Origin of the sequence: Pseudomonas sp. NPDC079367, from assembly GCF_044542195.1 — a bacterium.
Lineage (GTDB): Bacteria > Pseudomonadota > Gammaproteobacteria > Pseudomonadales > Pseudomonadaceae > Aquipseudomonas.
The window spans coordinates 108,248-132,014 of the sequence record NZ_JBITTW010000003.1; the positions used below are offsets into that span (position 1 = coordinate 108,248).

Annotated in this window: 18 protein-coding genes; 5 read left to right on the forward strand and 13 right to left on the reverse strand. The window is 59.9% G+C overall.

What is annotated here, in order from left to right; genetic code table 11:
- Positions 1-129 precede the first annotated feature (129 nt).
- The 3 genes from ACIGDJ_RS06675 (at position 130) to ACIGDJ_RS06685 (ending at position 1,033) form a co-directional block, all read left to right on the forward strand.
- On the forward strand, positions 130-309 hold the full coding sequence (locus ACIGDJ_RS06675; protein ID WP_016775003.1) for a hypothetical protein: 180 nt from the start codon (positions 130-132) through the stop codon (positions 307-309).
- Positions 310-566: 257 nt separating this feature from the next.
- Positions 567-779, forward strand: a complete 213-nt coding sequence (locus ACIGDJ_RS06680) for a hypothetical protein (RefSeq protein ID WP_101155057.1) — start codon at positions 567-569, stop codon at positions 777-779.
- Complete coding sequence (locus tag ACIGDJ_RS06685) at positions 776-1,033, forward strand: hypothetical protein (protein ID WP_016775000.1); 258 nt, start codon at positions 776-778, stop codon at positions 1,031-1,033. Before ACIGDJ_RS06680 ends, ACIGDJ_RS06685 begins: the two co-directional genes overlap by 4 nt.
- A 121-nt stretch (positions 1,034-1,154) precedes the next feature.
- Here ACIGDJ_RS06685 and ACIGDJ_RS06690 read toward each other — a convergent pair whose 3' ends face one another.
- The 5 genes from ACIGDJ_RS06690 to ACIGDJ_RS06710 form a co-directional block, all read right to left on the reverse strand.
- Positions 1,155-1,751 carry a glutathione S-transferase gene (locus tag ACIGDJ_RS06690; protein WP_397478507.1) on the reverse strand — a complete coding sequence of 199 codons (597 nt, stop codon included), beginning with the start codon at positions 1,749-1,751 and terminating at the stop codon, positions 1,155-1,157.
- Positions 1,748-5,389 carry an AAA family ATPase gene (locus ACIGDJ_RS06695; protein ID WP_397478506.1) on the reverse strand — a complete coding sequence of 1,214 codons (3,642 nt, stop codon included), beginning with the start codon at positions 5,387-5,389 and terminating at the stop codon, positions 1,748-1,750. Before ACIGDJ_RS06695 ends, ACIGDJ_RS06690 begins: the two co-directional genes overlap by 4 nt.
- Positions 5,386-6,630 (reverse strand): exonuclease SbcCD subunit D C-terminal domain-containing protein, encoded by a 1,245-nt coding sequence (locus ACIGDJ_RS06700; RefSeq protein WP_397478505.1) that lies wholly within the window; start codon positions 6,628-6,630, stop codon positions 5,386-5,388. Before ACIGDJ_RS06700 ends, ACIGDJ_RS06695 begins: the two co-directional genes overlap by 4 nt.
- A 77-nt stretch (positions 6,631-6,707) precedes the next feature.
- Positions 6,708-7,358 carry a hypothetical protein gene (locus tag ACIGDJ_RS06705; protein ID WP_397478504.1) on the reverse strand — a complete coding sequence of 217 codons (651 nt, stop codon included), beginning with the start codon at positions 7,356-7,358 and terminating at the stop codon, positions 6,708-6,710.
- A gap of 466 nt (positions 7,359-7,824) precedes the next feature.
- Positions 7,825-11,409: a toxin VasX gene (locus ACIGDJ_RS06710; RefSeq protein ID WP_397478503.1), complete on the reverse strand. Its 3,585-nt coding sequence runs from the start codon at positions 11,407-11,409 to the stop codon at positions 7,825-7,827.
- A gap of 740 nt (positions 11,410-12,149) precedes the next feature.
- Here ACIGDJ_RS06710 and ACIGDJ_RS06715 point away from each other — a divergent pair.
- A complete protein-coding gene (locus tag ACIGDJ_RS06715) occupies positions 12,150-12,524 on the forward strand; it encodes a hypothetical protein (protein WP_397478502.1) in 375 nt (124 codons plus the stop codon).
- A gap of 108 nt (positions 12,525-12,632) precedes the next feature.
- Here ACIGDJ_RS06715 and ACIGDJ_RS06720 read toward each other — a convergent pair whose 3' ends face one another.
- The 8 genes from ACIGDJ_RS06720 to ACIGDJ_RS06755 all read right to left on the reverse strand — a co-directional run bounded on the left by ACIGDJ_RS06720 (position 12,633) and on the right by ACIGDJ_RS06755 (position 22,013).
- Positions 12,633-14,264 carry a BatD family protein gene (locus tag ACIGDJ_RS06720; protein ID WP_397478501.1) on the reverse strand — a complete coding sequence of 544 codons (1,632 nt, stop codon included), beginning with the start codon at positions 14,262-14,264 and terminating at the stop codon, positions 12,633-12,635.
- Positions 14,261-15,997: a VWA domain-containing protein gene (locus tag ACIGDJ_RS06725; RefSeq protein ID WP_101155042.1), complete on the reverse strand. Its 1,737-nt coding sequence runs from the start codon at positions 15,995-15,997 to the stop codon at positions 14,261-14,263. The genes ACIGDJ_RS06720 and ACIGDJ_RS06725 overlap by 4 nt, the downstream gene beginning before the upstream one ends.
- Positions 15,994-17,073, reverse strand: a complete 1,080-nt coding sequence (locus ACIGDJ_RS06730; RefSeq protein ID WP_313001864.1) for a VWA domain-containing protein — start codon at positions 17,071-17,073, stop codon at positions 15,994-15,996. The genes ACIGDJ_RS06725 and ACIGDJ_RS06730 overlap by 4 nt, the downstream gene beginning before the upstream one ends.
- Positions 17,066-17,563, reverse strand: a complete 498-nt coding sequence (locus ACIGDJ_RS06735) for a DUF4381 domain-containing protein (protein ID WP_397478500.1) — start codon at positions 17,561-17,563, stop codon at positions 17,066-17,068. The genes ACIGDJ_RS06730 and ACIGDJ_RS06735 overlap by 8 nt, the downstream gene beginning before the upstream one ends.
- Positions 17,560-18,504: a DUF58 domain-containing protein gene (locus tag ACIGDJ_RS06740; RefSeq protein WP_016774988.1), complete on the reverse strand. Its 945-nt coding sequence runs from the start codon at positions 18,502-18,504 to the stop codon at positions 17,560-17,562. The genes ACIGDJ_RS06735 and ACIGDJ_RS06740 overlap by 4 nt, the downstream gene beginning before the upstream one ends.
- 5 nt (positions 18,505-18,509) lie before the next feature.
- The gene (locus ACIGDJ_RS06745; RefSeq protein WP_007913915.1) at positions 18,510-19,469 is read right to left on the reverse strand and encodes a MoxR family ATPase; all 960 of its coding nucleotides are present in this window, start codon (positions 19,467-19,469) and stop codon (positions 18,510-18,512) included.
- Between the two features lie 168 nt (positions 19,470-19,637).
- Positions 19,638-21,344 (reverse strand): ATP-binding cassette domain-containing protein, encoded by a 1,707-nt coding sequence (locus ACIGDJ_RS06750; protein ID WP_397478499.1) that lies wholly within the window; start codon positions 21,342-21,344, stop codon positions 19,638-19,640.
- A 318-nt stretch (positions 21,345-21,662) separates the two neighbouring features.
- Positions 21,663-22,013 carry a hypothetical protein gene (locus ACIGDJ_RS06755; protein ID WP_313001847.1) on the reverse strand — a complete coding sequence of 117 codons (351 nt, stop codon included), beginning with the start codon at positions 22,011-22,013 and terminating at the stop codon, positions 21,663-21,665.
- Between the two features lie 292 nt (positions 22,014-22,305).
- Here ACIGDJ_RS06755 and ACIGDJ_RS06760 point away from each other — a divergent pair, with 292 nt between their 5' ends.
- Positions 22,306-23,700: a hypothetical protein gene (locus ACIGDJ_RS06760; RefSeq protein ID WP_313001844.1), complete on the forward strand. Its 1,395-nt coding sequence runs from the start codon at positions 22,306-22,308 to the stop codon at positions 23,698-23,700.
- Positions 23,701-23,767: the final 67 nt, after the last annotated feature.

A 23,767-nucleotide genomic window follows, 5' to 3' on the forward strand; every position in this document is an offset into this window, starting at 1 on the left:
CATCGGTGTATTAATTGCACTGATATCGGCTAATGCTACAAAAGATTTCAAGCGAGTAACCCTCGAGCGGTACGTTTGTTTCACAGCCCGACCGGGCAAACCAAGCAAACGAACACGAGGGTTACCGCCATGAACTTCAATCTCTTCTCAGTCATCGCCGCTTCCGCCATTTCTGCCACCGTGGTATTGCCAGCCGGTGCCAACGTCGAAATCGCCAGCAAAAAATCCCACACCCAGAGCTACACCCAGAAATACCTGCAACAAAGCGCCAACTTCTACGCCGCGCTGGATCACAAAACCCAAGCTTGAAATGCTCGTCTCCTTGTAGGAGCTGCCGAAGGCTGCGATCTCTTGATCTTGTTTTTCAAAAGCAAAATCAAGAGATCGCAGCCTTCGGCAGCTCCTACGCGTGTGCGTGGCATTCGGTTATAGGTTTCTTCAAGCGAGGGAATAGAGCCGGTAAATAATCAACGAAGCTGATATTCACCATTGCAAACCCTGAGTGGTTGCTTCGGTTTTTTTGATTGATTCTGTGGCCATCGAAACCTTTGCCCACGGAGAACACCATGGCCAGCGCAATCCTCACTTCCGCCAAACGCGGCGCCTATCTGGCCATCGGTCTGTACCTGGCCGTGGTGCTGTTCGTCAGCATCGGCGCGCAGATGGAACACAGCTTCGACGCCCCGATCGACGTCGCCCACCCTGGCATCCAGTTCGAACTGCGCTCGCAAAGCGCGATGGTCGACAGGTCTGAACTGGCAGGAGTCGGCGGCGCATGAAAGGCTACAGACTCTGGGTCATCGCCAGCCTCGCGCTGATGACCAACGGCGCCTCACTCTTGGGGTTTGGCCAGGGCTCGGTGGGCGGTTTGGCCCGGGCCATAGAGGCCAACCACAACATCGCGCACAACATTGAACGCGCCAACACGCTGGGGCTGATGGCCGGCAATCCACCGGTCAAGGTCGCGGTGGATTTTCTCGGGCCGTTTGAAGTGGATTGCATGGCGCTGGGCATGTGCCAAGCACTGGCCTAATGATCGTTCCCACGCTCTGCGTGGGAATGCCTCAAGGGACGCTCCGCGTTCCAATGGGACGCAGAGCGTCCCCGGCTGCATTCCCACGCGGAGCTTGGGAACGATCAAGAGGGAGAGAGGGTTACTTCTTCATGATCGAGATGAACAGCTCGGATTCGAGCAAGCGCTGCAACCAGGCCTGCAAGCGGACATAAGGCGTCTGCGCAAACCACTCGCGATCGACGTGAGCGAACTGCCGCACAAAGGGCAGCAGGGCGATGTCGGCGAGGCTCGGATGATCGGCCAGCAAGTAGTCACGACTTGCAAGCAGTTCATCCAGTTTCTGCAGAAATAACGCACCTTCAGCCCGATAAGCTTCCATTGGCTGCTCAGGGTAACGCTCGGCGTACTTGTAGCGATTCAAAGCCGATTTGAAAATCTGATCATTACCCTCAATCAGTTTCTCCATCCACAGTGCGGCGAATGAGTTGCCTGCCAGCAACCAGTCATCCGGATCGTTCTGCGCCAACGCCCAGCGCATGATCTGCAGACTTTCATCAATCACCACGCCATCGGCATTCAGCACCGGCACCGTGCCCTTGGGCGAGAGCGCCAGCATATCTGCCGGTTTGTCCTTCAGGCTGACCTCGACAACCTCCAGCGGCACGCCCGCATAACGCAGCGCCATTCGCGCCCGCATCGCGTAGGGGCAGCGTCGGAACGAATACAGCGTGTTCATTTCACCTCCAGCGTGCTCAAGCCATTGCCCTGGCGCCGCACCTGAATCTGCACCGGGATCCGTTCGTGCATTTCCTGCACATGGGAAATCACCGCCACCTTGCGCCCCTGCGCCTGCAAGCCATCGAGCGCGTCCATAGCCAGCTGCAGTGATTCCGGATCGAGGCTGCCAAAGCCTTCATCGATAAACAGCGATTCGATTTTCAGCGTGCTCGACGCCATCGACGCCAGACCCAGCGCCAACGCCAGCGAGACCAGGAACGTCTCACCGCCCGACAACGAATGCACCGAGCGCAGTTCGTCGCCCATTTCCGTGTCCATCACCAGCAGGCCGAGCATGCTGCCGCCGCGTTTGAGGCGATAGCGTTTGACCAGTTGGCGCAGCTGCGCGTTGGCGTGATGTACCAGCAGGTCGAGGTTGTAGGCCTGGGCGATCTTGCGGAAGGTGTCGCCGGTGGCCGAGCCGATCAAGGCACTGAGCCGCGCCCAGCGCTGGTACTCGGCGTAGGCGTCGGCGATTTGCTGCGCCAATGCCTGATTGGCGTTCTGCCGGCGCTGGTCCTCCACCTGTTCGGCGCGCAGTTCGGCGCACTGCTGTTCGCTGACGGTGAACTGGTTTTGCAATCCGGCGAGGGCGCTGTCGAGCTGTTCGGCGTCAGGATTGCCGTCCTGCCGGGTCTGGTGATCGAGCAGCCGCTGATCGCGCTCCTGCAACAAGACCTGGGCCTGTTCGATGGCTTTTTCGTTGTGCTGAAGGGTTTGACGCAGTTCGGCGACTTGCGCGTCATCGAAGCGCAGCAAGTCTTCGAGGCCGCCGTCATCCAGCTCCGGATGGCTGGCGCGCCACTCGGCGATCTTGTCGGCGAGTGCCTGGTCTTCAGCTTGCAGTGCTTGCAGGCGTTCCTGTTGGGCCTTGAGCTCAGCGGCGATCTGCACCAGCTGCGTGCGCACGCTTTGCAGCTCCTCAGCGGTGCTGGTTTCGGCACTGCGCGCCTGTTCCACCGCGTGTTCCAGTTGCTGCTGCCAATGCTCGGCGCTGCTGTGCTCGCCCAGTAACTGCGCGAGTTTTTCCTGACAGTTTTGCTGTTGCTCGGTCAACGCCGTGAATTGCTGCTCGGCGCTGTGCAGTTGCTGAGTGCGCAGCTGCTGGCGATCCTGCTCTTTCTCCAGCGTTTGCTGGCGTTGCTGCTGTTCGCTCAGCTCTTCCTTTTGCTGCTCGAGCTGGGCCAAGCGCTCGGCGATCTGCCGATCCAGTTGCATGAACGTTGCCGCCGGCTCCAGGCGCATGGCTTCGAGCGTGTCAGCGGGCAGCAGCGGGCCGAACGCGCTGAGTTCTTCTTCACGGCGCTGACGGTCACTGTTGAGTTCATGCTGCTGATGGCTCAGCTGTTGCGCCGCTTGCTGATGCGCCACTTCGGCCTGACGCAATTGTTGCGACAAGCGCGCCGCGTCCTGTTGCAAGGTGAGCAGGGCGCTCTGGCGTTGTTCGTCCTGAGTGATGCTCTGGTTCAACTGCTCGCTCTGGCGGCTGAGCCAAGCGTCGCGTTTGTCGGCGTCCTGATTGAACAGTTGCGCGGCCAGCGGATGCGCCTCCAGGCTCGGCGCCAGGGCTTGTTGCTGCGCCGCGAGTTGTTCCTGTTGCTGGAGCAATTCTTTCTGTTGCGCGATCACGCCACCGACTTCGCCGCGCAGCTCGATCAGTTTTTCCTTGAGCTGATCGACCACTTGCTGGGCGTTGGCCTGTTCGTTTTCATCGTGACGGCCAAGGCTTTGCAACAGCGCTTCGGGCTGGTGATACGGGTGCTCGTTGCTGCCGCAGACCGGGCAGGGCTGAGCGTCCTGCAGCTGTGCACGCAACTCTTCGACACTGGCACTGCGCGCCAGCCGCTGCCGCTCAAGCAGTTCGCGAGTGACGTTGAGGGTTTGCTCGGCGACGGTCAGTTCGGCTTTGGTTTTCACACCGTCCTGGGTCAGGCGTTCGCGTTGCTGCTGCGCGTCGAGCTGGCGTTGTTGCAACTCGGCGCTGCGCTTGTCGAGATCCTGACGAGAGGCCCACAGGCGCGACAGGTCTTCGATTGCGCGCAGCTGTTTGCGGTTGTCCTGCAGCAAGGTGCCGAGCAGGCCGATCTGTTCGGCTACCGCATCGGGCTCGGCGCCAGCCTCTTTGAACAGCACATCCAGTTGCTGTTTGTGCGAGGCCAGTTGCTCAGCGCTGTGCGCGGCGTTCTGCTCGAGGGACGCCAGTTCGCTCTGCCCCTTGTTCAAGCGGTTGCCGATCAGCATCAGCTGTTGCAGACGATCGCGATAGGCGCTCCAGGCATCGCTCAAGGGCGCCAGATGCGCACGCTGCTCAAGCTCAGCGGCGATGCGCTGCAAACGCTCGGCGACTTCAGTCTGCTTTTCCTGAAAAGCCTGAATCGTGTTTTGGCCATCCTTGAACGCTTGCTCGGCCGCTTGCCGGGCTTCGGCGCTGCTGGCGGTGTCCTTGATCAGACGGGCGAGGGTGCTTTGCTCTTCGAATGCCTGACGCAGCAACGGCGCATTTTCGCTCTGCCATTGTTGCGCTGCGCTCAGGGCGACTTTCGCTGCGTCGAGGTCATGCGCCAGTTGCGTCTGCCGCTCGTCCAGCGCTGCGTGTTGTTGGGTGTGTGCGGCAATCTGCGCCGCCAGTGGCGTCAGCAGCGCATCGAGCTCGGCCTTGCGCGCGAACTGATGACGTTGCGGGCCAAGCTGTTCCAGACGCGTCAGTTTCACCCGCTCGCCGGCCAGTGCCTGCCATTGCTGTTGCGCGGTTTGCAGTTGTTCGCTGGCCGCTTGCTGCGCTTGCTGCAACAGACGCAAATCCTTCAGCCAGGCATGCTGTTGCTCAAGCTGTTTGAGCTGCGCCTGTTGCGCTTTCATCCGTTGCTGCGCAGTGTTGAAGCGTTCGTCCAGTTCGGCGCGGGCTTCCGGCGCCAGCGGCGTCACACCGGTCGCCTGATCCTGCAGCAACTTGTGCGCTTCGCGGGCCTCTTTGGTCTTGTCGAAGGCGCGGCGGCCGAGGCGCGTATACAGCGCGGTATCGGTGAGTTTTTCCAGCAGTTCACTGCGATCGTTATCGTCAGCCTTGAGGAACGCGCTGAACTCACTCTGCGCCAACAGCACGGCGCGGGTGAACTGTTCAAAGTTAAGGCCCAGCGCGGCTTCCAGCTGGGTTTTGTATTCGCCTTTCTGGCTGGCGAGCAGTTGATCCTGATCGATGTCGCGCAGGCTCTGCCGACTGGCCTGCAGCTTGCCGCCAGCCTTCTCGCGCGCGCGATTGGCTTCCCAGCGCGCACGATAGCGGCGGCCATCGACGCCGACGAAATCCACTTCGGCATAGCCTTCGCCGGTGCCACGACGCAACAGCGTACGAGGGTCGCCGGTGGCGATTTCACCATCGGCGTCGGGGACTTTGGCGTCGCGGCCAGTATTGTTGAGGCGCGGCACCGCGCCAAACAGCGCAAGGCACAACGCATCGAGCAGGGTGCTTTTGCCCGCGCCGGTCGGGCCGGTGATTGCGAACAGACCGGCGCTGGCCAGCGGTTCGGCGGTGAAGTCGATCTCGAACGGCCCGGCCAGCGAGGCCAGGTTCTTCAAACGAATGGCGAGAATTTTCATGGCTGCTCGCCCTCCAGTTGCACGTCTTGCAGCAGTTCGGCGAAGTCCTTGAGCGTCTGGTCGTCGACCTCGCTGCCGTAATTGTCGAGCCAGGCGCGGCTGAACAATTCCTGCGGGGTGAGCTGGTCGAGTTCGATCAACGCGGTGCCGTCATCGCTGCCATCGACGCCGCGATTGCCGGCGTATTCAGCAGCGATGCGCACCAGGCGCACGGCTTTGCCTTGCAGTGCGGTTTCCACTTGATGGCGCAGATCCGGCTGCGGCTCATCGAGGCGCACGCGCACTTCGAGCCATGGCTGGCGCTGGGTTTCGGCGAGCAGATCGATGTTCGGCAGGTCAGCCAGTTGCAACAGAATCTCGGCCAGCGGCGCCGGGCCGATGCGCTGCAGATTGACCGAGCGCGGGATCAGCTTCGGCTCGACGCTGACCAGGGTTTCACCGTCCAGGACCACATCGAGAATCTGGTGCTGATAACCGATCTCCGAAAATGACAGCGGAATCGGCGAGCCGCTGTAGCGAATGCGCTCCTCACCGTTGACCTTCTGCGGCTTGTGCAGATGGCCGAGGGCGACGTAGCTGATGCTTTCGCCGAACAGGCTGGCGGGCAGGGCTTCGGCATTGCCGATGATCAGGCTGCGCTCGGAATCCTCCGACACCGAACCCCCGGCCATGTGCGCGTGGCTGATAGCGATCAGCGCCTGCCCGGGCTGGCGCTTGGCGTTGGCCGCCGCGATCAGCCATTCATGCACCTGACCGATGCCGCGCAGATAGTTGTCGCCCAGTTGCGCGCCAGTGACTTCCGCCGGGCGCAAAAACGGCAGCGCCAGACACCATGCGGCGATTTCACCGGTTTTATCCGGCAACGGCAGCAGGAGCCGTTCGGCATCCAGTTGCCCGTCATCAAGCCACAAGACCCGACCCAACGCGTGAGTGCGCAAACGCCGCATCAACGGCGCCGGCAGCTCGATCCGCGAGCCGGAATCATGGTTGCCGGCGATCATGACGATGGTCAGCAACGGCTGCTGTTCGTGAGCGCTGACGATGAAGTCGTAGAGGCGTTCCTGAGCTTTGACCGGCGGATTGACCGTATCGAAGATATCGCCGGCAATCAGCAGCACATCCGGCTGCGCCAGGTGCAACTGGCGCAGCAGCCATTCGAGAAAACACGCGTGCTCGTAATCGCGCTCCTGGCCGTGCAGGTTTTGCCCAAGGTGCCAGTCGGAGGTGTGGAACAGACGCAAGGTGGACTCCGCATTTTGATCAAGAGGGTGGCCGCGAGGAACAAAGGGCGGCGAGAGGAGGGGAGTTTACTGGCAAATCACGCCCCTTGCCTTGTCGTGTGTCTGCTTGCATCGACAGCGGCGAATATTTCGGTAATCGGCCGATGCGGGTAGCGCTTGTGCATTTGCCGCACTTGTTCACTCAGTCGCAACAACTCTTCACTGGGCTTGGCCCATTGCTCTTTCGGCAATGGCTCGGACCAGTCGCGCATGACTTCCGGCAGCGCCTGCTTGCCGATTCTTTCCAGCCGACGAATTTCCCATTCGAGCAGACGGTTGGGAATCGTCCATAACGTCATGACGTGATACAGGTACCAGAAGAACCCCGACAACCGCGAGCGGCGGCCTTCATGGATCTCCTGATGCATCCGCGCGCGGGCATTGTGGAATGTATGCAGGCCTTCGTGGGGTGGGTCGTCCGGGCCTTGCAGGTCCTGCAAATCCTGGATCGATTTGAGGTCGTTGACCTCGTACTCCATGTAGCCGCGAATCGCTTCCCAATGGCTGATCGCGAGCTCCAGGCCGGCGCATTGGAGTTCGAGGCTGGTGAGAGTTTCGCCGTGATGAAAACCGATGCCCATGCCGTATTGGCGATGGACGCCGAACTGGGTGACGCCCTTGGCTTCGATGATCCACGCGCTGAGCGATTCCCATGGAACGAAGACTGGTTCGGACGCCCCTTCGGGCATGAAGCAGACTTCGCGGCGTTGGCGGTTGAAGCGGGTTGGGATGAGGTAGAGGCGTTTTTTGTGGTGGTGGTGCCAGACGCCTAGACTGATTGTTAGAGTGAGAAATAAAACCTCTAAGCCAAGTATTATGGACTCTCGAAAAATCTCTTGTACGTAGGTCCAACTTTCCCACCCGTCTCCGGACGCCAGCCCAAGAATGCCTCCTGCCACAGGTGTCAGACAGACGAACCAGAAAGCAAGACTGAAAGGACCGCCCAAGGTCATCTGCCAAGAAAATATCTGTGGTGAGCCTGTGCCAAGATCCATGTAGACCTGACTGAGTTCGCCTATATGAGGCCCATAGGGGGGTATGGAAGTTGGTAATGGAAGTGGTGCGAGATAAGTGATTTTTCCACTCGAAAATGGTTCGATGCTTCCAGCTTTTCTGGCTTGCTCACAGATCGTCGTGTTAATCGGCTTGTGGGGTTTAATCTGCATGGTCAGCCCGCTCAAGAAACTGGACTTCGACCAGCAGTATTGGTGGTTTCGTTTTTATTTGCTGGGCTCCTACTACCGGAAAGTGGCCCTTTCCCCGTGGATCAAGTTGAATGATACGAGTTCGCGATATCCCCTCACCTTTTTCATTCGTTGACTCAATGCAAACTGCCAACTCAAGGGTTTCTTTCGCGGGCGTGTATTCAGAATCGAGATTGACTGGATACTTAAGACACAGCACTAATCCATCGGAATCAGACTTAGCGATACTTAGACTGGCTAAAATCTCGTCGCTGATAACTTCTCGCTTTTCCCGTGGCACTCCTCGGCTATGCAGCGGAACGGAAATACGATGCGCTCCTATACCTAAACGGTGCTTGGATTTTCCGCCAAAGGGTGGCAGCAATTCACTTAGTGTCAGGCTGGGTATGACTAGATGGATATCGCCGGGTTTGGGTGTGAGCAACAGTTTTCTCAACCATGACACGTCCTGGTTCGAACCGATCTGAACATAGGGAGCGTTGATCAGAAAGGCTAAATAACTTTGATAGTCGTGAAGTGTATAATCGCCACGCATCTCGGCATCTCTACCCCATGGTGTGATCCGTAACCATTTGTCATGAGCACTGATGTTGTAGCGGTTGAACAGCCAGGCCCCGCTCAACTCAAGCAAGGTGAACAACGCGCCGGCAAGATTAAACCGGAAAAAGACTGTAGAGAGACGGGTTCCGGCGGCGGCCCATGCAGCTGTTCTCGCAGCGCTGTTTGATGCATTGAGTACCTTGTAGCTTGCAGACAAAGTTTGTCCCAGACCATAGGCATTAGCCGACGTCATTCCACTTGCGCCTAAAACTGCGAGCGCGGCGGCCCTCTGTGCCGACGGATTACCACTGCGAATTGACTGTTGCCAATTTTCGAGTTGTTTTGCGAGATTGACTGCTGAGGTTACCAACCCAAGACCGTAGGTAAGAAAGCCCAGTCCGATGTGCAACTTGCCCATTTGTATGTGTACGCTTTGCAATGCCTCGTGCCGAACCCTGGCAATCAGCGCATCGCTACGAGCCTGCAACGCAGTATTGGCGAGGCTTTGCCCTGCAGTGAATCCAGCAGCCCCCGTAGCAGCGAGCGCATTGGCGAAAGGCCCCCACACCCTTTTATTCGCTGTTTGCCTACGTAACTTATGGAAAACTGCTGCCAAATTCACCACCTGCACCATCACCACTACCAACCCCATCCCCTCCGTCCGCACCAGACTCGCTTTCGAAACCCCCGCCACCCCCGCGCGAATATTCTCCAGCAACCCACGTAACTCCCCCTGCTGCGCCGGCGGAAACACCACCGTCAATCCCGCTTTCGCCGGTGTGGCGCCAGACAGTCGCGCCGAGCGATCAGGCAACTCATCAATCGGGCTCAACGCCGCCGCCAGCCTTCCTTCGAACAAGGCCAATTGCGTGCGCACGCGGACGATTTCCTGCTGCAATTCCACCGCCCGGGCGGTTTTGTGGCCCTGGCGGTTTTTGTTGTGGGTGAGCTGGTTGCGCTCGCGGTTGAGGGTTTTCAGGTAGTCGCGTTCGCGCAGCACTTCCTTGATGCTGGTTTGCAGCGCCGATTGTTCCGCCGGGGTGGACACGGTGAAGGTCACGCCGCTGGTTCGCGCGGCGTCGAGCACGCGTAGGCGCAGCGCTTTGGGCAGGCGCTGGAACAGTTCGTCCAGTTCGGGGATTTTCTCCCCGGCAAGATCAAAGCCTTCCAGCGCCCGGCTCAGGCCGAGGTTCAGCGCCGGGCTGTAGGTGTCTTGCACCGCGTCCGCCAAGACGCGACTGTGTGCGGGCAGGTCGTCCAGTACTGGCAGCTGCGGCTGCTCGATGCTCTGCAACTTGGCCAGCCAGTCCGGCAGGTTGTTGAACATCGCCATGCCGGCGTTGAACAGCGTTGAATATTGCCCGGCGTGTTCGGTCTGCAGGCGCAGCGGCAAGGTGTAAAACAACGGGCGGGTCAGTTGCGGGTGTTGTTCGAGGTAACCGAGCATTTGCTCATTGGCCGCGTCGCTGCGGCCGATGTCCTTGAGGCAGGCGTATTCGCTGGCGAACGCCTGATCGATCTGCACTTGCCCATCGTAATACCACGCCGAGCGATGGAAACGCCCGGCGCACAGCAGTTGCGCGCGATCGGCGGTGATGCGTTCGAGCAGGCGATTCCAGCGTCCGAGATTGTCGCGATGACTGTTGAGCACCTCGTCCATGGCCGGGCGGTCGATCAGGTCGTTGATGCCGCGCTTGCCGCTGAGCAGCGGGCCGTCGAGCACGTCTTTCATGCGCCGGTTCTGATCCTTGCCCAGATCGACCAAGGTACTCAGGTGGCGCTCGACGAAATCGGCCGGGGCCACTTCAGCAAAATATTCGCGGGTGTAAAAGCGTCGGTCCGCCTCGGCGGTGACGCGAGCGTGTGCGGTGAAATCCGGGGCGACGCCGTCGAAACGGTTCAGCGCCAGTGACTGGTCCAGTGCCTTTTCGCGCTGTTGCTGCAGTTCAGGTCGAGCCTGGGTATCGGTCGGGACAACCTCACCACCCTTGTTCAAATAGTCGAGCAGCGCCTGCCGGGTATTTTCCCGATCCGGCTCGGGCAATTGCTCCAGTTCAGCAAACAATGCCTGAGCGCGCGGATCGTCGCTGGCCTTGGCCAGGGTGTCGAAATCCTGAGCGCCGAGCTGGCTCAGCGACTCGATGTAACTGGCCAGCAGATAGTCGCGCTCGTTGTTGTCGGTGTTGCTCCACTGCTCGATCCAGCCGACCACCAGGTCCTGATAATCAGCCAGGTCGCGCATCACCCCGAGGTCGTCGTTGACCAGCAGAAACAGCGTGTCGTCCTGATATGGCCCGCGCACCCGGCCGAGAAATTCGCCGATATGCGCCTCGCGAAAACGTCGCGGATTCTCCCACAGATAAGGTTCACGCTCGTGCTCCGGCGCGTCGCTGACCCGCACCACCGGCATCCGCGTGGCGTCCGCTTCGACCACCGGTTTCGCCGTGCAGGCCACTTCCGCCAGCCACTGTTTGGCCTGGGCCACGGTGAGCAGATGTTCGCCGCCGACCAGGCAATGCACCGGGCCGAGATCGACCGCCTGCATGAAGTGCTCACGTTCCTCCGCGCTGTCCAGCACCTGTTGGCATTTCGCCGCGCTCAACTGCACGTCGGCGAAGGTCACGTACAGGGTGCTTTTGCGCGAAAAGATCAACGCCGGACGTTCTTCAATGGCGCTGCGCTGATCCTCGCTGACGCTTTTGCCGCGATGCAGCAATGCGCTGATCACGCCTTCAAGCACGCGGTATTCATAGAGCTCGCCGCTGAGGCTGTCGACGATGTACAGCCAGCCATCGCGCAGGCGGCGGATGCCCATCGGGCGCGCGGTCAGGGTGTACGGCAGCGTGAGTTCGGTGCTGGGGTCGAAGGGTTTTTCCACCAGGCCGTACGCGAGGGGCAGCAGTTGCACGTGGGTGTTGCGCAAGGGGCAGGCGGCGGGGCCGATGATCGGGGCTTTGGACGCGGCGGCTGCCGCAAGGTCGGCGGGGTGCATCATTGAGCACATTTCCCTGTGTCTGTTTGTGACAGAGAAATGTGCGTGGATCTGTAAAACGACAGCAGTCAGATCTTTCTGTGTTTTGCGTAGGAATCGAACACTCGGGATGAAACCTACAAGGGATCGTCCGAAATCTTACAGAGAGTGCTTCGGATGAATCGTGAGTAACCCTGAAGGCGTACCCGCGCTCGCAAACCGACGCAGGGCAAACAGAGCCTTTAACAGGCGCATTGCCCGAGGATAGGAGCTGTACCGCTTATCGAAACCGATTGTTCAATCACTCCATTGATTGATGCCAAAATAGCGGCCACCTAATATCATGCCGACTGATGCGCTTTTGCAGAGACGCCAGCGACTCTTTGCGCTCATCCGCGCCGCTGTCCGGCCGAGCATGGCACTCTACTACGACGAGCGAGACATGGTTAAAGGGGTAGAATTTTTCGAAAGAAGTACGGTGTCCTGGAGCGGCCACAAGCTAGTAGGCGAAACATCCACGGACGTGTTGGCTTTGTTTCGTCACCACGGTTTTGACCCCGTCATTGACGATGACGGATTTGAAGTCGGTGAGTTGGATAGGGGTTTTACGTTGACGATGACGACGACTTGATCACCACTTTATATATCAATCTGCGCCGCGAAAATTCATGTACCGACCGACACTTACGATGATTCAGGCGTGCACGTTTACTTTGATGAGCGCTACAGGGTCGTTGGCGTTGAGTTTTTGAAATGGAGTGAGCTTGTTTGGCACAACCAGAAACTGGTCGGTGAGAATGCGCTTGTGGTTCGACAGTTTTTGGCCAAGCGAGGAGAGGTTCTGGTTTTCAATGATTCAGGCAATTGCCCAATACTCCGGGCATTGTGATCGCCTGCTTGAGTCTTTAACGTCAGTAATGAACGGCACTCAGCTATCGGTCTGTGAAGGCGGAAATGATGTTGTCCTGAATATTGATGCGAGTGATGTACAGGTCGATATAAACATAAACGATGACTGGATCGGTCAGCCGGAAAGCAAATTCAGCTTGCAAAAGTGGAAGAAAATTATTGAAAGCTGGAAGTATTTGCTGGAGTTGCCAAAGGGCTCCGATGAAATTGTGCTGGTCAAGTTGCCCTAGGTTCGACGGTACTCAGGAATCAGCACTTATGAGAATCAAAAGATCGCAGTCTTCGGCAGCTCCTACACACTATCGGCAGGCGCTGCCGAAGGCTGCGATCTTTTGCTTTTACTTGGGATAAAGCGGCGGCAACCCACTTTCATTCACCGGGTCCTGCACTCGTTCCGCCGCCGGAATAGTGCGAATCGCCCGCCACAAATCCTCACCCTGCCAATGCTGCCCGGTCTCGCTGTACAGCGCGCCGTTCAGCCCGTCCAACGCATCCGACAGCGGCACAAACCGCGCGGCCATGTCTGCCAGCGTTTCCGGTTGTTGCCGCGCCCAGGCGTCCAGTGCCTGGCGGGTGGCATGCGGGTCGTTGGCCTGGCTGGCGCGTTTGATGTCGTCGAGCAGGGTGCGTGGGCTCGGGCCGGTCTGGGCGGCGCGGTGGATTGCCGGTTGCCAGCGGGCGCGCCACCAGAGGCCAAAACCGGTGAGAGTGGTGCAGGCGAGGATCAAAGTGCTGAGTTTCCACCACCACAGGGTGTCGTTGTCGGGCGTGCTCGGTTGCAGGGTGCCGGCCGGGGTGTCGATTTGCAGGCTGGGGTTGTTCGCCACTTGCAGGGTGCGAGCGGGCAGGCTGCTGTGTTCAAGGTGGTCTTCGAAGGTGTTCCACCAGACCACGTCGACGGTTGGCAGGTCGATCGCGCCGCTGCGGCTTGGCACCAGGGCTTCGCGTTCTTCGCGGCTGCCGATGATGCCGCGGTCGCTGCTCTGGTTGCTCAGCACCGGTTGGTCGGGGTAGCGGCGCAGGCCGTTGACGTCGGTGGCGGGCAGGGCTGGCAGTTGCGAGCTGGCGAGGCCTTCGACTTTCAGGGTCAGGCTGCGGGTCAGGGAGTCGCCGACCTGAGTGTGGTCGGGTTCCGGGCTCCAGCTTTCGCTGAGGCTGAGGCTTCGCGCTGGCAGCCAGGGTGCATCAACCGGGTAAGTCAGCGGTTTCGGTTTGACCGTCAGCGGAATCGACGCCGAGCTCACGCGCATCAATTTACCGGGCTTGGGCCCCGAGGCGTCTGCCGATGGCGCGGTATCGACCAGCGTGGCGCTGAACGTCTGCGGGGCGATCATCAGCAGGCCGCTGTGTTGCGGATAGATCGCGTAGCGCATCTCGATTACGCCGTGGCGCAGACCGTTGATGTCTTTCTCGTAGGTGCGCGTGTCGCCGAGCTGTTCGATGCGCGCATCAGTGATTTGCAGCGGGCTCAGGCTGCTGTCGTCGTAGAGCGAAACCGAGTGATAAATGCGCAAAGTCAGGATGGCCTGGGCCTGCACATAGACGCTGGTCTGATCGAGGCTGGCTTCGATGAACACCGGATCGAGGCTGTTTTTGTCTTCGCGGTTGTCGCTGGCGATCACCTGCACGGTGATCGGCTCGCTCTGCGCTTCGCCCAGTTGCAGCGGCGGAATCACTACGCTGCCGTTTTCTTTCGGCAGCAGGGTGATGATCCAGCGAGTGGTCGCGCGGTTGTCGCCGTTGAGGGTGTTGAGCTGGTTGACCTGGCGCGTGCCGCGCACTTCGAACAGCGCTTCCAGCGCCGACAGGTCGGGCTTGCCGAACTGGGTGACGTCGTCAGTTTCGAGGGTGAGCTCGACCGTCTCGCCGGAGTTCAGGCGACTGCGATCCACGCTGGCGGTCAGCTCGGCCGCCTGAGCGGAAGCCGTGCAGATCAGCAGGGGCAGCAAGAGAGCGGTGAAGCGGGTCATCGATTGTTTTCCTGATCCTGATGTTGTTGCTGTTCGTACCAGAATTTGCGCCTGAGCAGTTCGCCCGGGTCGTCCGGGATCTTGCCCAGCCATTGCTCGAGCGCCTGACGCTGCTCGCCTTCGAGGTTGTTCTCGCTCGGGCGCAGGGTCGGCACCGTGTCGGTTTCCTCTTCCTCGGTGCTGCCGGGTATTTCGTTGGGGCCTGGCAGCGGCGGGGCGGTGGGTGGCGGTTCGCTGGCGGATTCGCCCGGTTGCGCCTCGCTTTGGGTTTCGCTGCTCACCGCCGGAGGGGGCGCGGTGGCAGGCGAAGGCTCATCGCCGGGCAGACTTTGTTCGTTCGGCTGGTTGTCCGGCTCGGGCGGCGGCGGGGCGGTTTTCTGCTTCAGCAGGTTTTCCACCAGCGCCTTGTTGGTCTGCGCCGGACGCAGATCCGGTTGCAGTTCCAATGCTTGGTCATACGCGTCGATTGCTGCTTCCAGCTCACCGCTTTTTGCCAGAGCATTGCCACGATTGTAGTGGGCGCGGGCATCGCTGCCCTCGGCGAAGCGCTGAGCGGCGCCACTGTAGTCGCCGGCCTCGTACAACGCCACCCCTTGCCACTGATGATCTTCGAAATGCTGCGCAGCTTCGGCCGGGCGTTTCTGCTTGAGCAGGTGCAAACCCTGCTGGTCGGGGCGCAACCACAAGTCTTCGAAGTCCAAAGCGTAGCTCGGTTGCGGCAGGCACCACAGCAGCGGCAGGCAGAACAGCCAGCCGCGACGTCCGGCACAAGCAGCGAGCAACAGCAGCGGCAACAGCAGCCAGTAACCCTGATCGGCCCACGTGTCGAGGCGCACGGTCTGGCCGTCATCGCGCAGGCTGCGCGGGCCGTTGAGCAGGCCAAGGGCACCGAGATCAGCCTCGTCGAGTCGCGCGGGGTGATACTCGCCGCCCACACTATTGAGGAAAGTCGCCAGGCCCGGGCTGTCGAGTTGCGGCACGCGGATCGCGCCTTGCTCGTCCTTGAGGAAACTGCCGTCCTCCTGAGCAATCGGCGCACCTTCGGCGGTACCGATGCCGAGCATCAGCAGTTGCGTCGACTCGCCATTGAGCGCGCGGCGAATACCGCGCCGTTCTTCTTCATTGAGCGACGAACCGATCAACAGAATCCGCCCCTGACCCAGTGCCCCTTGCTTGAGCAAATCCAGAGCCTTGCTCACCGCCAGATCGGCGCGGTGGCCGCTTTGCGGCATCAGCGACGGCTTGAGCGCATCGAGCAAATTGCGGCTCGTGGCCAAGTCATCCGACAGCGGCACCAGCGTGTGCGCGCTGCCGGCATAAACGACGATGGCGGTCTGCGCATCGCTGCGCGCCTGCAACAGGTCGAAGAGCTTGCGCCGCGCCTGTTCCAGACGTGTCGGTGGTGAGTCGGTGGCAAGCATTTCCGGGGTCAGTTCGAGCAGCACCACCAGCGGATCGGCGGGTTTCTGGCTGGTCTGCTCGACGCGCTCCCAGCTCGGCCCGAGCAAGGCCAGAATGGTCAGCAACCACGCCACGCCAAGGGCGATCCACGGCAATTTGCTCTGGCGCCCGCTGCCGCCACTGAGCAATGCCGCATGGAATGCCGGCGGCAGAATCATCTGCCAGCGACCGGCGCGTTTTTGCCGGTGCCAGAGTTGCCAGAGCAGCCAGCCGAGCAGCGGCAACAGCAACAGCCACCAAGGGCGGAACCAGTGCGGCCAGAGCGCGATCATCGGCGCCTCCGCAGGCGCAAACGCTGCAAGCGCTCACGCCAGTCCGGCAGCGGGCTTTGCAAATACAGTCGCTTGGTAAACAGGCGGTGCAGCGGGTTGTCCGGCCACAACTCGCGGACGACCAGCAACAGGCTCAACCACAGTGCCAACGCCAGAGGCCAGTGATACAAGGCTTGCGCCGGGCGTGCCTGCGTCGGTTGCTGGGTCACCGGTTCGAGCTGATCGAGGGTGTCCTTGATCGCTTGCAACTCTTTGCCATCATGGGCGCGGAAGTACTGGCCGCCGGTGATTTCGGCGATGGCTTTGAGCGCCGGTTCATCCAGATCAAGGCTCGGATTGACCCCGAGCAGGCCGGTCGAGCCGCTGTCCTCGGGATTGGCGCCGATGCCGATCGGATAGATTCTGACGCCTTCGCTGGCGGCCAGTTTTGCGGCCGTCAGCGGATTGATTTCGCCGCCGTTGTTGGCGCCGTCGGTGACCAGAATCAGCACGCGACTTTGCGCCGGACGCAGACGCAGGCGTTTCAAGGCCAGGCCGATGGCATCGCCAATCGCAGTGTTCTTGCCGGCAATGCCGATCCGCGCTTCGTCGAGCCACACGCGCACGGTGCGCCGGTCAAAGGTCAGCGGCGCTTGCAGGTAGGCCTGACTGCCAAACAGAATCAAACCCACGCGGTCGCCGTCGCGGCTTTCAAGGAAATCGCCGAGCAAGTGCTGCACCAGCGACAGGCGACTGACTTCTTCGTCCTGCCATTGCATGTCGGGAAAATCCATCGATCCGGACACGTCCACCGCCACCAGCAGATCACGGCCACTGGCGGCAATCGGCAGCGGTTCGCCGAGCCATTGCGGGCGCGCGGCGGCGGTCAGCAAAATCAGCCACAGCAAGATAAATGGCGCCTGCTGCCGCCACGCCGGCAAGTTCGCACGCGCGCGGCGGCGGGCGAGGCCTTCGAGGTCGGCGAGGAAACTGACTTTCAGCGCCGGCTCGCCGCTGTCGGCCACCGGCAGAACAAGACGCATCAACCACGGCAGCGGCAACAGCACGAAGATCCACGGCCAGGCGAACTCAAACATGTTTGCGAATCCACGTATCGACTGCCTGGGTCAGGCCGGCGATGGCTTTGTCATCGAGTTTGCATTCCGGTTTGTACGCGCCTTCGACCAGCACCATCCAGCGCGTCAGGCCGGCGGCCGGGCAGCGGTTATCGAGGAAGGCCAGCCATTTGCGCCCGTTGAGGGTGTGGCTCTGGCTGTACGGATAGTGGTTGCGGCACAGGCGTTTGAGCAGGCCGTTGAGTTGTTGCAGCCAGGCGCCGGCCGGAGCGCCGTCGTAAGGCTTGGGCATTTGCGCCAGTTCGGCGAGCGCGGCGATGCGTACCGGATCCAGCGGCTGCTCGGCGCGTACCACCGGGCGTTTTTTCATCGGGATGAAGCGGCGCAGCTTCCACACAGCGAAACCCAGCAGCGGTAACAGCAAAAGCAGCAGCCACCAGCCCGGCGCCGGCGGCCAGAAGGCGATCGGCGGCGGCGAGATCAGCGGTTGCAGGTGCTCGAGGCCGTTCATCGACCTTTCCCCGGACGCTGCGGGTTCAGGAACTCGCGCATCTGCTCGACCATTTCGCTTTGCGTGCTCAACGGCATCAGCAACACCCGCAGCTTTTGCGCGAGCAATTCCCAGCGAGCGATGCGCGCTTCGGCCTGGGCGCGGTAGGTCTGGCGCAGGTCGAAGTTCAGCGTGTCGATTTCCAGCTGCGCGCCACGTTCGGCAAAGCGCAGCAGGCCGGCGGCGGGCAGCGCATGATCGAGCGGATCGGACAGCGGCAACATCAGCAGATCGCAATGCCGCGCCAGCAAACTCAACTGCTGCTCGGCGCTGTCGGACAACGCGCGTTCGTCGCAAATGACGATGGCCAGGCTGCCCGGCCGCAGCACTTCCCGCGCGCGGCGCAGGGCGACGCCGAAGGCATCGCGATCCGGCTCGCGCTCGCTGTGCAGCGATTGATTGACCTTGACCAGGCGGTTGAGCAATTGCAGCAGGCTCTGCTTGCTGCGCCGAGGCTTGATTTCGTAGTGCTCGTTGTCGCCGAACACCAGCCCGCCGACGCGATCGTTGTGCCCCAGTGCCGCCCAGCCAATCAACGCTGCCACCTGCGCCGCCAACACCGACTTGAACATCAGCCCCGAGCCGAAAAACAGCCGCGTGCTTTGCTCGACCATGATGAAAATCGGTCGCTCGCGTTCTTCATGGAACAGCTTGGTGTGCGGCTCCTGCGTGCGCGCAGTGACGCGCCAGTCGATGGTGCGCACGTCGTCACCGGCCTGATACACCCGCACTTGGTCGAAGTCGACGCCACGGCCACGGAATTTCGAGTGATGCAGGCCGATCAGCGGGCTGCGCTGACTCGGCGTGGAAAACAGCTGCACCTCGCGCACGCGGTGACGCATCTCGATCAGCTCGGCGAGGCTGATGCGGATACCGGGTTCGGAGGGCAGGGCGGCGTTCATGGGGGTCAAGCGACGGCGACGACGTCGAGAATCCGCTGCACCACGCGGTCCTGATCGATGCCCGCGGCTTCGGCTTCGAACGACAGGATGATGCGGTGGCGCAACACGTCGAACAGCACAGCCTGAATGTCTTCCGGGCTGACGAAATCGCGACCGGCCAGCCAGGCATGGGCGCGGGCACAGCGATCAAGGGCGATCGAGCCGCGCGGACTGGCGCCGTAGGCGATCCATTCGGCCATTTCCGGATCAAACTTGGCCGGGTTGCGCGTGGCCATGACCAGCTGCACCAGGTATTCCTCCACGGCGTCGGCCATGTACAAACCGAGGATTTCCTTGCGTGCGGCGAAGATCGCCTGCTGGCTGACCCGTCGCTCAGGCTTGGTCTCGCCGTTCAACGCCTCGCCACGGGCCTGTTGCAGGATGCGCCGTTCGACGGCGGCGTCGGGGAAGCCGATCTTGACGTGCATGAGGAAACGGTCGAGCTGGGCTTCCGGCAGCGGATAGGTGCCTTCCTGTTCGATCGGGTTCTGCGTGGCCATCACCAGAAACAGCGGCGACAGCTCGTAGGTGCTGCGCCCGACGCTGACCTGACGCTCGGCCATCGCTTCGAGCAAGGCCGATTGCACCTTGGCCGGCGCACGGTTGATTTCGTCGGCCAGCACCAGGTTGTGGAAGATCGGCCCTTGCTGGAAGACGAAACTGCCGGTTTCCGGACGGTAGATTTCGGTGCCGGTGATGTCGGCCGGCAGCAGGTCGGGGGTGAACTGAATACGATGGAACTGGGCTTCGATGCCCTCGGCGAGTTCTTTGATCGCTTTGGTCTTGGCCAGACCAGGAGCGCCCTCGACCAGCATATGGCCGTCGGCAAGCAGGGCGATGAGCAAGCGCTCGATGAGTTTTTCCTGGCCGAGAATCTGCGTTGAAAGAAAGGTTCGCAGCGCCAGCAGCGCTTCACGATGTTCCATCGGTGACTGTTCCTGGAAAGGGGGTGGCCGGGGCGTTCGGATAACGCCGGGGCTGGGGGCGTTACTTTAATCCATCGTGGGGGGCGGCGACTAACGGCATTTGCGCGATTTGTGGGTATTGGCCTCAGTTTGCACTGTGCGGGGCCGTTTCCCGGACATTGCAACTGTTCAAGCCTGCGCGTGCAAGCTGTTCAATATGGCCTCGATGGCGGGGCGCTCAAGCAGTTCGCAACATGTGCCTTCATCCACGATGACGCCTCGCTGCATGACGAGCACGCGGTCAAAACGATGGAGATGTTCCACATCATGGGTGACACAAATAAAGCCCTGTCCAGCGAATGTCTCGAATAGTAAATCCCACACCGGTGTGGCGAGTTTCGGTTCAATCGAAGCGCTCGGCTCATCAAACAGATTGAATTTGCCCGGTCGATTCAGGAGTCGCAGCAACGAAAGCCGCTTCGCTTCACCCCCAGAGATATTGGTGGCGTTTTCAGCGATGTGACCTCGGCCAATGATTTCGTCTAGCTGGAGACATTGAATTGCCTCGTTCAATGTTCTCGACTGCTCAACACCGAAAAGTACGGACTGTTCAATACTGCCTTCCAGGAACTGTGGAGACTGGGGGCTGTAACGCACCGTTTCCAGATGAGCGCGAGCATTTATGCGATCTATGCACAGATCGTCGATGAACAGCCGAGACCGCACCGAAGAATCCAGTCCTGCCAGCGCTTCGAGTAACGTCGATTTGCCAGCGCCGCTGGGCCCGATGATCGCAACGGATTCGCCCTGCCGGAAGCTGATCTCGCTGGCAATTGATAGCTGCGCAACACCGTTATGGGTGATCTCGCACGGCTCGAGCCGTAATGTTGATAGGTTATGCAACGCATGAGAGTAATTGCGGCGATCGTTATCGAAGTCAGCAGTTGCAAGTAATTCTTTGAGTCGCCGTTGATCAGCCGAAAATTGATCCAGCACCCGATAGCCTTCGGTCAGCGCCGATACATTCAACAGGAACGTACCAGCAATAGAGAAGATGGCCACCAATTGACCGACGCTGATACTTGCTTGTCCGGACGTCTGATCCATGACTCCCCAAGCTAACAGACCTCCTGTGGACAGGCTGATAAACAAAATCTTCGCCGCGCTCAACAGTCCGCCCGAGCCTGCTACGGTTACAGCAGCGTTGGCGTAGCGCTCAAACGCTCGGTTCAAGGGTTGCAGGGCCGTGCGTTCGGCGCGTTCCAGTTTTATCGATTTACCAGCCCTCAAAGTATTGACCAAGGTTGCACTCAGCTCATCCTCCTGGTCATTAACAGCATCGATGTGTTTTCTGCGCCATCGAATGATCCGGTGAGTTGCATAGAGATAACAGCCACCGAGGCCTGCTAGCGCGCAGAAAACCCAGGCTCCGCCCATATACCAGAATGCGCCGGCCACAATAAGAAATTCCAGACACATCGGAAGACCCGTAGTGACGAAGAACATCAGCAACTGTTCGTGGGCAGTGATTCCGCGCTCGACCGACTTGATGAACTGTCCTATTCGCCACGTGCCGAACTGGGAAAAGTCCTTACCCATCAACCGTGCCATCCAATGGATGGAAGCATCCATGACAATTCGCTGGACGAGCTTTGAGAGCAGCAGTGTCTGTAGAGGGGTGGTCATCGACTGAATGCAACCGGCCAGCGTAAAAGCTGCGGTGAAAAAAAGCAGCGTCCGCAGCGTTGTGTGATCGGCATCGTTTAGTGAATCGACGATCTTGCCCAATAACAAAGGAGGGGCCAGGGCCAGGATTTTCAGGGTGATGGTTGCGCCTATTGTCATCACCAGCAGGAGTCGATGTTTCTCGCAGGCTGTTCTTATAAATGTCTGCATGAGTGTGTGCCTGGGGTCGACTTATATTATCCAATCGGCAATCTCTCGGCGCCGAGCTAGTGGTTGTAATAGCAATGAAGGTTTTGATTCACAATCAGACGACGTCCGATGATTGCGTAGGGCGGTTCTTGAGGAGTAGTAGGAGCTTACTTGGTGCTGTTGAACGCGTTAACTTTGCATGTGGAAAGTTCGCGTGAATGATGATTTATAGAGAGCTGGATTTCAGCGAAGGTGTCCATCAAGAGGAGCAGTGACGATGGCTTGAGAATCAATCAGTCGCCACCGTCGTTTATCCTGTTAATAGCCGAGCTGACTCTTTCAGATTTGCATGAAAGTCCCGGTGCCATCGAGAATATTCTTCAAAGTCTCAACAACCTCATCCATATCCACCATGTCCGGATTAAAACTGATCTCCAGCACATCATCCCCATTTAACGCATCGGCATCGGCTGCGGCGATTTCGATTTTCAGCAGATTGGACGTCAGCGTGACCTTCACCCCCTCAAGCGTGGAAGGCTCGCCATCCAGAGTGATCTCCAGTTCATCCTCGTCCGGATAACGGCTCATCAGGAACATCTCGCCCTTATCGCTGTGGCAGCAGAGCATGGCCATGTTGTCTTCTTCGTCGTCGCACGGGTTGACGATCAGTAGGGCGGTGGTCATTTGCATGGGGAATTCCTGGGCAGTGGCGGCAGTGGATCTGTTCGTAGGCGCGATTTTGCCAGTCTGCGCGTGTTTGCGCTGCCTTCTCATTTCAGAAATTGGCAAAGCGGGAAATTTCCGTCATGCACTTCCGGGTTACCAGAAGGAAAGGTCGGACGCCGGTGTAGGGATATTAATGATCGCTACAAATAAGGCCGTTTTGCTGATTATTGCTTGTGATAGCCGCCAGGTTGCCGTTAAGTTCGCCGCTCTTGCGCAAGGGAGTGCGTTACGACAATTCATAAAAAGGACCTTTGCGATGACTCAGTATTTCCAACGCGCCGAAGAAATCCGTCATCTCTCGGATGAACAGATCGAAGAGATCTATAAGCGCTATCTCGAAGGCGAAAAAACCGCCGCACTGATGGCCGAGTTCCAGATTCCTTTGACAGTCCGCAGTCTGCTTAAAGTTCTGCCACCGATCGTCAGTGCAGACCTCACTTGTCCATACTGCGAACTGCCGATGTGGATACCTCGGCACGCCAGAGGCAGTTCGCTCTCGCTGCGCAGTCCGTTCAAGTGCGTGCGCTGTGAACATTTGCACTGTGTTCCCGGCGCCAATCGCCGCCGCACAACCTGTGACTGCAAAGAATGTTTCACGGTGCGCCAGCAGCAAGTGGCCGCACGGGCAGCACGGGACCGCCTGGAGCTGGAGGCTCGCTATGGCGCGCGATCTCCGGCAGTGCCTTACGCAAACCTGGGGTTTGTGCAGAAGTTGACGCTGCTCGCCTTGCTGGATGACGGTCATGGCGCAAACGTCGAATGGATTGCACCCTTGAATACGCCATCCAGGCAGGAGCTGCTTGCCCTGACTGACGAGGCTCGAGAAGAGCTGCTCAAAAGTCTGCACGAAACCGGGGTGCTGGCAGTCTCCACCGATTCCGACATCAACGCCTTCGATCGCAGCGAGGGCTGCAATATCCGCGAGTACAGCGCGGTGCGCTGGTTGCCCAGCGTCACGCTCGACGGCGTGGCGCGCAGCAGCCGCGAGAGTTTGTATCGGGCGCTGTATCAGGAGTTGTCGGGCAGCGTAAAAGCCGTCTGGAAGAGCGAAATCTATTCGCTGGTCTTCAGTCTCGCCCGCGAGGAGTCGATTCAATACATTCGTGTGCTGGCCGGCGAAGTGGATTTTGCCTTCACGGCCGAAGCCCGTGCCTCGGAGGTGGTCGGGCAGTTGCTGCAGGACTTCTCGGTGAGTCAGCTGTATTACTTCGCCCGATTGGCGGTGCGCAACGCCGCGCACTTCTACGCCACTGGCAACTCCAAAGGGCGCAGTCATGCCTCCAACACCATTCCGCGCAATATGCTGGGCACGGCGCAGGACGCGCTCGCGCGCAACTGGCGCAAGAATGCGCCTCGCGATGCGCGGGTGCCGCAAACGGCTTTGCAGCGGCTGCTATATGACGTGGTACTCAAGGACAGCGGCGCCGGATTTTCCAAATCGCCGGGCATGTACTGGCGTGACGAGCTGGTTCCGCAATTTTTCTCCGCCGTAGCGTTCGACAGCGACTTGCTCAGCCACCTGCGCCTGTTTTGCCGCGAATGCGATTCGAGCAACATCGACGCCAGCATGGACAAGCAGATCCTGCAGACGATGTGCTACGACTGCGCCACGGTGAGCAAATTCCGAGCCTTTGAGGAACTGCCGGACTGATCCGCGTCAACCGCCTGCGCTGAACCGGATGCCACGCTCAGGGTCGATTAAAGGGCCTTGGGCGTTT